Here is a 13,312-nt window from a genome sequence, read left to right as displayed (position 1 = left end):
GCGTTCGTCCGCTCACCGATCGCCATGTACGACGTGTCCTGCCGGAACGGCACCGCCTGATACAGGGAGGCAGCACCCGGCTCGGGGCGCGGGCTGCGCTCGGTGGGCGCGAGGCCACGCACCCGCTCGACGACCTGACGCAGATGCTCCGGCGTCGTACCGCAGCAGCCGCCCACGAGCCCGACCCCGAACTCCCGCACGAAGCCCTCATGCGCGGCCGCCAACTCCTCGCCGGACAAGGGGTAGTGAGCCCCGTCCCGGCCCAGGACCGGCAGGCCGGCATTGGGCATGCACGACAGACCGACGCGCGCGTGCCGGGACAGGTGGCGCAGGTGCTCGCTCATCTCGGCAGGCCCGGTGGCACAGTTCAGGCCGATCATGTCGATGCCGAGCGGCTCCAGCGCCGTCAGCGCGGCACCGATCTCCGAACCCAGCAGCATCGTGCCGGTCGTCTCCACCGTCACCGACACGATCAGCGGGACGTCGGTACCGGTCGCCTCCAGGGCGCGGCGGGCACCGAGGACTGCGGCCTTGGTCTGCAGCAGGTCCTGGGTGGTCTCCACCAGAAGGGCATCCGCGCCGCCGGCGATCAGGCCTTCCGCGTTGACCTGGTAGGCGTCGCGCAGCTTCGGGTACGGAGCGTGGCCGAGGGTGGGCAGCTTGGTGCCCGGACCCATCGAGCCGAGCACCCAGCGCTGCTGCCCCGTCCGCGCAGTGAACTCGTCGGCTACCTCACGGGCGATACGGGCCCCCGCCTCGGAGAGCTCAAAGTTCCGCTCGGCAATGTCGTACTCGCCTAGCGCGGCGAGGTTCGCGCCGAAGGTGTTGGTCTCCACACAGTCGACACCGACCCCAAAGTACGCCTCGTGCACGGAGCGGACGATGTCCGGGCGGGTGACGTTCAGGACCTCGTTGCAGCCCTCGAGCTGCTGGAAGTCCTCCATCGTGGGGTCCTGCGCCTGGAGCATCGTGCCCATCGCCCCGTCGGCGACCACCACACGGGTGGCGAGCGCCTCGCGGAGCGCGGACGCACGGGTGCGGCTGTCGGCGGTCATGACGGTTCACCGAGGACAGGCGCCAGCGGGCCGACCGCTTCGGGACCGTAGGTTCGCTCGACGATGCCGGCCAGCTGCGCGCGGTCGACCTCGTAGGACTGTGAGCCCACCGTGCCGAGGGCCACGGAGGCCAGTGAGCAGCCCAGTCGGACCGCGGACTCCAGCGGGACCCGGTGGCTGACGGCGGCGAGGAAACCGGCGCGGAAAGCGTCACCGACACCGGTCGGGTCGGCCGTCTCGGCGTCGGGGACCGCTGGGACGAGAAGGGGGATCTGCGCGGCGCCGCGTTCGATCCGCGCCCCCTTCTCGCCGAGGGTGGTGACCCAGGTGCCGACGCTCTCGAGGATCCGGCGACGGCTCCAGCCGGTGCGCTCCTTCAACAGCGCGGCCTCGTACTCGTTGGTGAACAGCCAGGTGGCGCCGTCCACGAGGGCACGGACCTGGTTGCCGTCCAGGCGGGCGAGTTGCTGCGAGGGGTCGGCGGCGAACGGGATACCGAGGTCCCGGCACTCGGTGGTGTGGCGCAGCATCGCCGCCGGCTCGTCGGGCGAGATCAGCACCAGGCCGGGGCGTTCGTTGCCGGTGACGAGCGCACGCAGGTCGATGTCGGGTGCTTCGGCCATCGCGCCCGCGTAGAACGCGGCGATCTGGTTGGCGTCCTCGTCGGTGATGCACATGAAGCGGGCGGTCTGCCGATCATCGGAGACGCGCACTCCCCCGGTGTCGACGCCATGCTCCTTCAGCCACACCGCGTACTCGGCGAAGTCCGTGCCGACCGCGCCGACCAGCAGGGGCGACAGCCCGAAGCCGCCGAGCCCGAAGGCGATGTTGGCCGCGACCCCGCCCCGGCGCTCCTCGAGCCGGTCGACGAGGAAGGAGAGCGAAACATGGGCGAGCTGGTCGGGCAGCAGCTGGTCCGCGAACCGTCCGGGGAAGACCATCAGATGGTCGGTGGCTATGGATCCTGTCACCGCGATGCGCACGGGAACTCCTTCGGTCGCTTCGGTCGCTGATCGCCGGTGCCACGCGGCGTCGGCCGCGACCGTCGGATCTGTCCGTCCAGATGTCGGGCTCAGCTGCCCGCGGCCGCCTTGAGCTGCTGGGCGCGGTCGGTCCGCTCCCACGTGAAGTCGGGCAGCTCCCGGCCGAAGTGGCCGTACGCCGCGGTCTGGGCGTAGATGGGGCGCAACAGGTCGAGATCACGGATGATCGCGGCCGGGCGCAGGTCGAAGACCTCACCGATGGCGTGCTCGATCTTCTCCACGGCCACCGTGCCGGTCCCGAAGGTCTCCAAGAACAGGCCCACCGGCTCGGCCTTGCCGATCGCGTACGCCACCTGAACCTCGCAGCGCCGGGCGAGACCGGCCGCGACCACGTTCTTGGCCACCCAGCGCATCGCGTACGCCGCCGAACGGTCCACCTTGGAGGGGTCCTTGCCCGAGAAGGCGCCACCGCCGTGCCGGGCCATCCCGCCGTACGTATCAATGATGATCTTGCGTCCGGTCAGGCCCGCGTCGCCCATCGGACCACCGATCTCGAACCGGCCGGTGGGGTTGACCAGCAGCCGGTAGCCCTCGGTCTCCAGCTTGATGCCGTCCTCGGCGAGCAGGCCCAGCACATGTTCGACGACGTGCTCGCGGATGTCGGGGGTCAGCAGCGACTCCAGATCGATGTCGGTCGCGTGCTGCGAGGAGACCACGACCGTGTCCAGGCGCACGGCCTTGTCACCCTCGTACTCGATGGTGACCTGCGTCTTGCCGTCCGGCCGCAGGTAGGGAACGGTGCCGTCCTTGCGTACCTGGGTCAGCCGACGGGCCAGCCGGTGGGCCAGCTCGATGGGCAGCGGCATCAGGTTCGGCGTCTCGTCGGTCGCATAGCCGAACATGAGGCCCTGGTCACCCGCGCCCTGCTGATCCAGCTGGTCCTCGTCGCTCCCGACCCGGACCTCGTACGCCGTGTCGACGCCCTGCGCAATGTCGGCCGACTGGGCGCCGATGGACACCGAGACACCGCACGAGGCACCGTCGAAGCCCTTGGCCGACGAGTCGTAACCGATCTCGAGGATGGCGTCGCGCACGAGTTGCGCGACCGGAGCGTAGGCCGTGGTGGTGACTTCACCGGCGATGTGCACCTGCCCTGTGGTGATCAGGGTCTCCACCGCGACCCGTGAGGCGGGGTCCTGACGCAGCAGCGCATCGAGGATCGTGTCACTGATCCGATCCGCGATCTTGTCAGGATGCCCCTCGGTCACGGACTCCGAGGTGAACAGACGACGGGACATGACTCTCCAGTTGGTTACGGCGCAAGGCACGAACGGCGTCGGACCGGGCGAGGGCACCCGTGCCACAGCCACGATGGACGACCTCGAACGAGGAGCACTCGAAGAGCGACGGAACATCAACGGAGAGACTCGTCGACTCCTCAACGCATCAGGCGGTTCAGGCTCCCGGTGCGGCCGCGTCCTGAAGGACCCGGGCGAGATCGCGGGCCCGCTCCCGCTCGTCCCCGGACGCGCCGACGAGCACCACCCGCGGCGGTCGGCCGCCGTCCGCCGCGATACGCCGGGCGATGTCGCAGGCGAGAGCGCCCGCCCCGGAGAAACCGCCGAGCAGCAGGGACCGGCCGGTCGTCCGCGCGGCCAGGGCGGGCCCGGCGTCCTCGGCACCAGTGGTGAGCACCAGCAGCTCCTGGGGACCCGCATAGGCGTGGGCCAGCAGGTCGTAGCAGGACGCGGGCGCACCCGGCGGCGGGACCAGGCAGATCGTGCCCGCTTGCTCCTTCCCCGCCTCACGCAGGATGGCCAGCGCGTCGTCCTGGCCGGCCCCGGAAGCCTCGGCCATCCGCGGTACGGACCGGCCTTCCAGAATCTTCAGGACCTCCGCGACGGTGGTGGACTCCCCTGCCCAGGTGGGGAGTTCACGCAGCAGCAGGACGCTCTGCGCCAGAAGTTCGGCAGCCGCTTCGCCGTCGAGCAGGGCGCGGTCGTGCACCCCCGTCAGAACCAGGCCGCCCGTATCGTCGTGGTGGGCGAGCAGCCCGACGGGCAGCACGGAACGGGCGGGTACGGTGTCCGCGAACTCGGCCCGGATCCCGTGGGCGGCAAGTTCGCCCTCCAGCCCCTTCACCGGGTGCGGCGGATCCTCGAAGACGATGACGGTCTCGGCGGGATCGGTGCCCGGAGCATGTCGGCCCGGGGCGCGGATCCAGTCGGCGGGGAACCATTCGTAGGCGGCCATGTCCAGGGCGTGGTCCCGTAGTTGGCGCATCAGGTTCGGCAGCGTCCCCGCCGGGTCCACCTCGACGGACACCGGCAGCGAGTTGCGCAGTGGCCCCAGCATCCGGGCCGCGCCGTCGAGCGGAATGCCACGCCCTGGGACGGTCACCGCGAAACAGACCGGGGCCGGTTCGGCGACGCCGGAAGCACGGTGGATCAGCACCGCCCAGACGGCCTGCAGCACGCTGCTCTCCGTGATGCCCCACATGCCGGCCCAGCGCGCCAGGCGAACGGTTTCTGCAGAATCCAGACGCAGCCGTGAACGGCCCACACCCGTCAGGCCGGTGGCTCCGGCGGACCGTCCCGGCCTCGACGCCGCGTCGGCGGGCGGCGCCGAGCGTGCCCAGTACCCCCGTGCGGGCTCCAGGTCCTGGGCCGCGATCCATGCGGTGTAGTCACGCAGGTCGGGGCGGCGCTCGCCGCCGGGCAGGGGGCCGCCCGTGAGATAAGCCCGGTAGAACTCGCGCAACAGGATGTGTGCGCTCCAGTTGTCGAGCAGGGCGCGGTGGTAGGTGAGCACGATCCGGGTGAGCGAGGTGGCGCCGGTGGACGGGGCCCCCTCCGCCCTCAGCAGGGTCAGACGCAGCGGTCCGGGGCAGCGCAGGTCGAATCCGTCCAGCCGGTCGCGCTCCAGGAGGGCGGACAGGTCGTCCTCGTGATGGACCCGGCTGGTGATCTCGGGAGCGACCCGGCTGTGCACCATGAGGTGTGGTTCGGGGCCACCGGTGAACGCCGTACGCAGCACCGTTTCGCAGTCGAAGACCGACTGCCATGCCGTGGTGAAGCGTTCGACGTCGAGGGGGCCATGCCAGATCCAGACGAGCTGTTCGACATGGCGGCCGGTGCCGGGCCGTGCGTCGTCCCCCGTGTACAGCGCCGACTGCTGGGGCGTGGCCCGGAACACCGACGGGATCGGTGCGGTGGACGCATTGGCCAGCTCCCCCAGCAGGTCCCGCAGCAGGTCCGCCAGCGCGGCCACGGAGGCGTCGGTGATGCCTTCGGCGTGGTCCGGCATCCAGTCGAGGCCGACGTACAGCCTGCCGCCGACGACCTGGACACGCACTTCGACACGGTGCGCCGAGTCGCGCGGCGTGCCACCGGGCACGGGGCGGGCAAAACCGGGCAGCGCCTCGTCCGGGCCGTGCAGGATCAAACAGGTCTGGGCGGGCGCCAGTTCGCGCAGCGCATCGCGCAGCAGCGGATCGGGGCTCCACTCCCGGCATGCCCCGAAGCCGGCACCGCCCGCCGCGTGCCCGGCACTGGCCGCCAGGGGGCCTGCCACAGCGGCCAGTTGTCCCAGGGAGTCGAGGCCGGGGTCGAGGGCGAGATGGACCGGGTGCAGATCGGTGAGCCGACCCACATGGCGCCGTATTCCCGGGTGGCCTGCCCTGGGATCGCTCCGTACGTCGAAGCCGACCTCCTCGACACGCTGCCACCGGGCCAGGGCCAGGGCGAACACGCCGGTCAGCACCTGCCCGGCGGTCAGCGAGAGCCGCCGGGCCAGGGCATGGGTAACCCGCTCGGTCAGACTCTCGTCCACGACGAATCCGATGTGCCGGTCGTCGTCCGAGCCGATGTCGCACTCGCCCGCCGGGGCGGCGTCGGCCGCGTCGCCCGACCCGGTCACCTGGGCCGAGCGGCGGGCGCCGACCGTCCGGGACCTGCGGTCGGCGACGAGGGTCCAGTGGCGGATCTCGGCGGGATCGCTGGCCAGCTCCCGTAGTTCGCCGGCCCAGTCGGCCAGTCCGTCCGGCACACGCTGCGGTCGTACGGAACCTCCGGCCGCGTCGAGGGCGGCGGTCAGGTCGTCGAGCAGGATCCTCCAGGACGCGGCATCCACGGCAATTCCATGGACGACCAGGACAAGCCGGTCGGCACTCGCCCCTGCCGAACGCCGGTCCCTGGCGAGCAGGGCCCGCAGTTGGACACCGCCGTCCGCATCGAGCGTGCGGCCGACCGAGGCGACGACCGCGGCGAAGTCGGCCTCGTCGGTGAACTCCCCCTCGGCCAACAGGTCCTGACGGCAGCCCACGGTCCCGGCCTGTTCGTTCTCCGCCTCCCCGATCAGCCGCCCCCCTGCCTCATCGAGGCGGGAGCGCAACTGCGGGTGCGCGGCCACGACGGTGCGCAGCGCCTCCCACACCGCACCCGCGTCCAGCGGAGCGGCCGGCTCGATGAACACCGCCTCATAGGGGTGGTCCCCCGCGGGGTGCGCGAGGACCGCGCACTGGGCAGGGGTGAGCGGCCGGTCGGCGAGGGCCGGCTCGGTGAGCAGGTCGGCGATACGGCCCATCACGGATGCCGCGAAGGCATCGCCCGTCTCGGTGAACCGGAGCGTGTGATGGTCGGGGCCGTGCCGCACCAGCCGGTGGCGCCATCCGGACCGGCCGGGGTCACCGGCGGCGAGCTCGCCCAGAACGTGTTCCAGCGCGGCGGGGTCGAGCGGCCCGCGCAACTCGAGATCCCATGGGGTTGTGCACGGAGGAGGCCCGGGGTCGACGACCACGGAGATCGTCGCGTGGGAGGAGCGGGAAACAGTCATGCGTGTCCGGGGACGTGCGGTCCGCTGCGACCGGCGCGGTCCCCTCCCTCCTCTCCTCTGTGAGCGATGGATGAGCTGTGAGGCGGCACCCGCCCGGCCCCTGCGGGGACGCCGGCGCCGTGGCTGTGGGCGGCTTGCCGAGCCCGGCGCCGTGGAGACGACATGGGCGGCGGGACGCGGGGCATGCGCGCACGGGGCCACGCTGCCTCACTTCCATGACTCCTCCTGGTCAGCAGGTATCCACAACGGTCCGACTCAGCACGTTAACGGCCGTATGCGGCGACGTCAGTTTTCCCAAGCGGCTGTACAGCGGTGCCCGAGCCCGGCAGGGCCCATCCATGAGCGAGGTCGCCGTCACAGCATGCGGACGGCGCTCTCCGCGTGCTTCTTGGCGTGGGCGAGCAGGACCCGGCAGTTGCGGCCGAGCGCCTCGCGGACGTACCGGCGGGCGTGTGCCAGGCTCGCGTGCTCGCCGAACTCGGCGGCGACGTTCTCCTCGTGCAGCACGACGCTGTGCTGGGCGATGACGGTCACGCCTCGTTCGTCCGGGACGACGGACCACTCACCGGTGTGTGCCTCGAGCAGAGCGGAGGTCGTGGTCTCCTTGAAGATGATGCGCTCCGCGTGCGGGAAACAGATCCGTACCGAGTCCGTGGTGTGCGAGCCGTACTCGGTGAGCGTCTCCATGCTCATGCGCTGCACTCCGGGCGCGTCCTCGGTGAGGTCGACCCGGGTGACGTGCGGCACCAGCTCGGGCCAGTCCCCGGCCCGGTACAGGAAGTCGTAGACCAGCTCGGGCGGGCCGTCGATGTGCACCGAGTCCTCGAAGGTCAGGACCAGTTCGTCCAGGCGCGTCCAGCGCTCGGCGACCGCCTTCAGACCGGCAAGCTGGATGCGGCTGTTCCCGTCGGCGACCCGCTCCACCCACGCCACGTCGTCGGGCAGGTCGCCATCGACGCTGAAGTCGTACCGGAGCTCGAGCTCCGTGTCCTGCGGGCCCTCGGCGCGCACGTTCAATATGCCGCCCATCGAGTTCAACGGGGGCGCATACAGCTCCTGCCGGAATTCCACACGTCGCTGCACCGGGTCCAGGTGGCGCCACGAGGTCCACGACTTCAGCCGGCCGTCCATGAGGGACCACATCCGTAGCCGCTCCCGCTCACCGTCGAACTCCAGCCGTTCTACATGGACGCTCGGGGAGAAATAGAGTGGCCAGTTCACCGCGTCGGCAATCAGCGCGTAGACCACACCGGCGGGTGCGGACACGTGGACCTTGTGCGTCGTCTTGTCCGCGATCTCAGCAGACATCTGAACACCTCTCCTTACATTGTGCCGACGGGACGCGAACAGAATTCAGACGGCTACATGAAAACCGCCGAAGCATGAGCGGAATTCAGATCGAATGGCGCTGGCCTCTCGGCCGTCAACCGACGTGCATCGCGCGGGGATCCAGGGGCGGGCAGACATCGCATGCCTGCACCGGGTGACCGGGGCCCGGCCTCAGCCGACGGGCACACGCTCCCGTGCGAGGCGACCGGTGACGCGGCAGGCCCGACCCAGGAGCCTGGGCAGTTCACGGCCTCGTACGAAGAAGTGATGGCCTGGGACGGTACGCAGCCATGTGGGCCCTTCGGTCCACTGCCACCAGCCGTCGGCGATCGTGGGTGGCGCCAGCCGGTTGTCCTGCGAGGCGACGACGAGCAGGGGGGTGGTGAGCGGCCCGGAGGAAGAAGGCTTGCGGGCGGCCTCGTCCAGATCCTGGGCGAGCTCCAGTTCGGCGCGGAGCACCGGGAGCATGGCCCGCAGCCAGATCCCTTCGTCGCTGCCGGGCGGCACGGCGCCCGCCCCGCCGAGGATGCGCAGCAGTTCGGCGTCCGTCTCCCCGCGGGCATCCGGCAGCCCGCAGGGCGCGTGAGGCGGCGGGCAGGCACCGACGGCCAGGAGTGCCGGGCCGGGCAGGCCCGCCTCGTGCAGGGCACGCGTCACGCTGAAGGCGATCATGGCGCCGAGACCGTGTCCGTACAGGACGTACGGGCCGGGGTCCGGGTCCGCGAACCGGGGCAGCAGATCGGCGAGCAGTGCCTCATGTGTGGTCACCCGAGGTTCGCACCGCCGCCGTTCGCTGCCCGGCAGGGCGACCGGACGCACCTCCGCACCTGGTCCGACGCTCGCGGCCCAGTGGTCGAAGGTCGAGACGCCCCCTTCGGAGTGCGCGAAACAGTGAAGCCGCACTGACCGTCCGTCCGACATGGCACTCTCCTCTACCTCCGCCCCTGCACGCACGGGGTGGATTCGAGGATCGCCGGAGAGCCTCAACTGCCGCTCGAGAGTGGGCAGAGGTGCTGTCCGAAGGCGAGGTGGTGCGCTCCGCTCCCGCCCTCGCGTTCCGCCTGTCTGCGGCCGCCGGGCTCGGAGGAGTCCGGCGGCCGCAGACAGGTACTGAGTACGACTCGAGCCCCCGCTCCGGCCGGCCTCAGGCGGCGAAGAGATCGAAGGTCGAGGTGCGGCGTGCTCCGGCGGCGACATCCAGTTGCGGGTCGACGGCCAGCATGGCCTGGTGCAGCCGCTGTACCTGCGGTGAGGGCTCGACGCCCAGCTCCTCGATCAGCCGGATGCGCAGCTTGCGGTAGACGGCGAGGGCCGATGCCTGCCGCCCGGACCGGTACAGCGCCACCATGGCCTGCGAGTGCAGCCCTTCATGCTGCGGGTAGCGCGCCGTCAGTTCGGCGAGTTCCGCTATGAGTTCGGAGTGCCTGCCGAGTCGCAGATCGGCGTCGATCCGCCGCTCGACGGTGCCGAGCCGGCTCTCCTCCAGGCGCATGACTTCTATCCCGAGGATCGGTCCGACCCGTACGTCGACCAGGGCGGGGCCGCGCCACAGTTCCATCGCCTTGCGGAAGCAGTTGGCCGAGGCCTCGTCGTCTCCGGCCTCGAACGCCGACCGGCCTTCCGTGACCATGCGTTCGTACTCGTGCACGTCCACACTCTCCGGCGGTATCTGCAGCAGATAGCCGCCGTGCCGGGTGGCGAGCACCTCCTTCGCGGCACCGGGAGCGTCGGGCCCCATCGCGGTGCCCAGGCGCCGGCGCAGTTGCAGGATGTAGGTCTGCAGGGTGGTGAGCGCACTCTGCGGCGGCTCGGTCCCCCAGATTTCCTCCATGAGCATGGGTACCGGCATCACCCGTCCGGGGTAGAGAGCGAGCAGGGAAAGAATCTGCCGCGGCTTACCGGCCGTCGGGACAATCGATCCCCCGTTGACCTCGGCACTCAACGGACCCAGAACCTGAATCTTCACTGCTTTCCTCCGTACCTCGTCGAGTTCCTCTCATGGCTGAATTCCGTCACAGTCAGCACACTAGCCGGAATCCCGCCACACCCGACTTTCCTCGACCAGGGCTTGAGGATGTTTCAACTGAGCGCGACAGCCCGCAAATTGATCCACTCAAGAACACATGAAAGACGACTGGAAGAAAAGGGCTCCCGATGTATCACAGGGCACCCCTCGGTCGCCTTTTCCGTCGAATTCCATTGAAAAGAAACCGAATTACGGAATATTCGTCACTGTGCGACGGGCGAGCGGGTCCGGTGGCAGGAACAGCTCCTCGTTCTCGGAGCCCGGACATGCCGCTTCCCAAGGCGTCTGCGAACCGGACGAACCGGCTGCGCGGAAGCCCTGGGAAGAAGGGACGGTCACTCAGCTCGTGGGAACCAGTCGCTCCTTGGTGGCCTTCGGTGCCGCCGCGGTCTCGGGGCTGGCCGTGAGGATGGACCGCTGCAGGCGCCGCAGCCCCGCCGACGGCTCCAGACCGAGGTCCCGGACGAGCGTGGCGCGCAGCCGCTGATAGACCTCCAGCGCCTCGCCTCGCCGCCCCGAGCGGTACAGCGCGAGCATGAACTGTCCGTGCAGACTCTCGTGAGTGCGATAACGATTCACCAGCACGGTCAGCTCGGCCAGCAGTTCACGATGCCGTCCCAGCCTCAGATCTGCCTCGATGCGCTGGTCGAGCGCGCACAGCCGGCTCTCCTCAAGACGCTTGATCTCCATCTCGAGCTGCGCCCCGGCCTGGACGTCCGCGAAGGCGGTGCCGGACCACAGCGTCAGCGCTTCCCGCAACTGCCGTGCAGCGCCGGGGAAGTCGCCCGCGTCCATCGCCCGGTACCCCACTCCCGCGAGGCGCTCGAACTCGACCACGTCGGCCCGACCGCCGCCGCTGGACAGCAGATAGCCGCTGGGCATCGTCACCAGCACATCCTTCGCGGTACGCCGCGCACCCTGCCCCTCGGCACTCTCGGGCTCGTCCTTCTCCAGGGCCACGGCGATCAGTTCACGCAGCTGAAGGACGTACGTCTGCAGGGTGGTGCGGGCGCTGCGCGGCGGCGTCGCACCCCAGAGCTCCTCGACAAGAGCGGAGACGGGCACCACCCGGTCGGCGTGCAGCGCCAGCAGAGCCAGAACCTGGCGCGGCTTGGGAGCCGTCGGCGTGATGGAGACTCCGTTTTCCTGTACGGCCAATGCGCCGAGTACCTCGATGTCCACGCGATCTCCCCTGTCTTGTCCCCGAGTGCTCCGGTTGTCCGCAGCCGTCATAGATGCCGGTCCGGCGCCACAACAAGACTAAAAACAGCACGGGCGGTATGTCAACACCAAACCGCATGTCCTGTATTTTCCAAGCCGAGATCAGCGATCGAATGGCCACCGACCTGCGGCTATTCAAGATCGCTAGCGAGGTTCAAGGCACCCTAGAGGCACTCCCTAGGGCTTCTCTAGGGAAGAAGAGAGGGAAATCCATGGAGGGCGGCCACAAAACAGACCGCACGGTCTCCTATGGCTCGTGATATTCCTGCGCCGCAACGGCCGCCGGCGGCCGTGAGCCGGCGCTGACCAGCCTGTCCAGGATCTGCCGGTCGGCGAGCCGGGGCAGGACCACCTCCCAGAAGCGGGTGACGTTCTGCCGGGACAGCCAGGAGGCGTCATCGCCGCCGAGGACCTCGAAGCCCGCGGTCGCGGCGACGATGACGCAGGCACTGTCCGCCCAGGACACCCCCTCCGCCAGAGCACCGTTGCGCTCGGCCCGGCGGAGGGTGTCCTCGACCCAGCGCTGCCACTGCGTGCGCAGTGAGGTCTCCCCCCGGCGTGTGCTCTCGCCGGCGAGCTCGAACCCGCCGCGGACCACGACGTCCTGGACGAGGCGGCCCATCAGCTCGTGCGTGGCGTCCACGACCGTCTGCAAGGAGTCCCCCTGCCGGGCCCGCGCCGCCTCGGTGATCCGCCGGACGGCCTCGCAAGCCTCCGCCTCAACCGCGTCGGCGAGCATGCCCTTGTTGGCGAAGTGGAAGTGCAGCGCACCGTTGCTGACACCCGCCCGCCTGCTGATGGTGCTCAGCGACGCGGTGACGAAGCCCTCGTCGGCGAAGACCGCGGCCGCTGCCTGGATCAGTGCGTGTCGCGTGCGGGCCGCTCGCTCCTGCTTGACCATGTGTTGTCTCCTGAGAACAGGGACGTCGAAGGCCGGTGCCGGACCGACATCCCAAGTCCCATGGAACGTACTGCTACTGCGGCGGGTTGCCGTGTTTGCGCGACGGCAGCTCGGCGTGCTTCCTGCGGAGCATGGCCAGGGAACGGATGAGCACCTCGCGGGTCCGGACCGGGTCGATCACGTCGTCCACCAGGCCGCGCTCGGCCGCGTAGTACGGGTGCATGAGCTCGGCCTTGTACTCCTTGACCATCTTCTGCCGCATGGCCTCGGGGTCCTCGGCGTCCGCGATCTGCCGGCGGAAGATGACGTTGGCGGCGCCTTCGGCGCCCATCACGGCGATCTCGTTCGTCGGCCACGCGTACGTCAGGTCGGCTCCGATGGACTGGGAGTCCATGACGATGTACGCGCCGCCGTAGGCCTTGCGCAGAACCAACGAAACCCGTGGCACGGTCGCGTTGCAGTAGGCGTACAGCAGCTTCGCGCCGTGCCGGATGATCCCGCCGTGCTCCTGGTCGACACCTGGGAGGAAGCCCGGGACGTCGAGGAAGGTCATGATCGGGATGTTGAAGGCGTCGCACATCTGGACAAAGCGTGCGGCCTTCTCGCTGGCCTCGATGTCCAGTACTCCGGCCAGGGTCTGGGGCTGGTTGGCCACGAACGCGACGGTCTGCCCGTCGAGCCGGCCCAGCGCGCAGATGATGTTCCGCGCCCAGCCCTCGTGGACCTCCAGGTACTCGCCGTCGTCGACGACCTCCTCGATGACCTTGGCCATGTCGTACGGCCGGTTGCCGTCGGCCGGCACCAGGTCCAGGAGCGCGTCCGAGCGCCGGTCGATGTGGTCGCCGCCGCGCACCCTCGGCGGGGCCTCGCGGTTGTTCTGGGGCAGCATCGACAGGAGGTAGCGCACCTCCGCGATGCAGGTCTCCTCGTCGTCGTACGCGAAGTGGCAGACGCCCGAGGTCTC

The 13,312-nt window shown here is 69.9% G+C and carries 10 protein-coding genes; all 10 read right to left on the bottom strand.

Going from position 1 to position 13,312, the window contains the following annotated elements:
• Positions 1-1,055 (bottom strand): homocysteine S-methyltransferase family protein (locus tag ACWD3I_RS48475; RefSeq protein ID WP_451084444.1); only part of this gene is annotated, 1,055 nt, incomplete at its 3' end.
• Positions 1,052-2,038 (bottom strand): carbohydrate kinase family protein, encoded by a 987-nt coding sequence (locus ACWD3I_RS48470; RefSeq protein ID WP_365395452.1) that lies wholly within the window; start codon positions 2,036-2,038, stop codon positions 1,052-1,054. The genes ACWD3I_RS48470 and ACWD3I_RS48475, both read right to left, overlap by 4 nt.
• An 89-nt stretch (positions 2,039-2,127) precedes the next feature.
• Positions 2,128-3,336, bottom strand: a complete 1,209-nt coding sequence (metK, locus tag ACWD3I_RS48465; RefSeq protein WP_365405422.1) for a methionine adenosyltransferase — start codon at positions 3,334-3,336, stop codon at positions 2,128-2,130.
• Between the two features lie 157 nt (positions 3,337-3,493).
• Positions 3,494-6,784 carry a condensation domain-containing protein gene (locus ACWD3I_RS48460; RefSeq protein WP_365405419.1) on the bottom strand — a complete coding sequence of 1,097 codons (3,291 nt, stop codon included), beginning with the start codon at positions 6,782-6,784 and terminating at the stop codon, positions 3,494-3,496.
• A gap of 441 nt (positions 6,785-7,225) precedes the next feature.
• Positions 7,226-8,179, bottom strand: coding sequence for an aromatase/cyclase (locus ACWD3I_RS48455; protein ID WP_365405416.1), 954 nt, complete (start codon positions 8,177-8,179; stop codon positions 7,226-7,228).
• Between the two features lie 192 nt (positions 8,180-8,371).
• The gene (locus ACWD3I_RS48450) at positions 8,372-9,121 is read right to left on the bottom strand and encodes a thioesterase II family protein (RefSeq protein WP_365405413.1); all 750 of its coding nucleotides are present in this window, start codon (positions 9,119-9,121) and stop codon (positions 8,372-8,374) included.
• A gap of 223 nt (positions 9,122-9,344) precedes the next feature.
• Complete coding sequence (locus tag ACWD3I_RS48445) at positions 9,345-10,166, bottom strand: AfsR/SARP family transcriptional regulator (protein ID WP_351692532.1); 822 nt, start codon at positions 10,164-10,166, stop codon at positions 9,345-9,347.
• Between the two features lie 399 nt (positions 10,167-10,565).
• Positions 10,566-11,408, bottom strand: coding sequence for an AfsR/SARP family transcriptional regulator (locus ACWD3I_RS48440; RefSeq protein WP_365405409.1), 843 nt, complete (start codon positions 11,406-11,408; stop codon positions 10,566-10,568).
• Positions 11,409-11,694: 286 nt separating this feature from the next.
• Entirely contained in the window at positions 11,695-12,348 is a 654-nt protein-coding gene (locus ACWD3I_RS48435; RefSeq protein ID WP_365405406.1) for a ScbR family autoregulator-binding transcription factor, read from the bottom strand.
• 73 nt (positions 12,349-12,421) lie between these two features.
• Positions 12,422-13,312: acyl-CoA carboxylase subunit beta (locus ACWD3I_RS48430; RefSeq protein ID WP_451084443.1), on the bottom strand; the 891-nt coding region annotated here is incomplete at its 5' end.

Source organism: Streptomyces sp. NPDC002817 (assembly GCF_053592055.1).
Note: the sequence above shows the minus strand (reverse complement) of the source record. Positions and strands in the feature narration are given on the sequence as shown.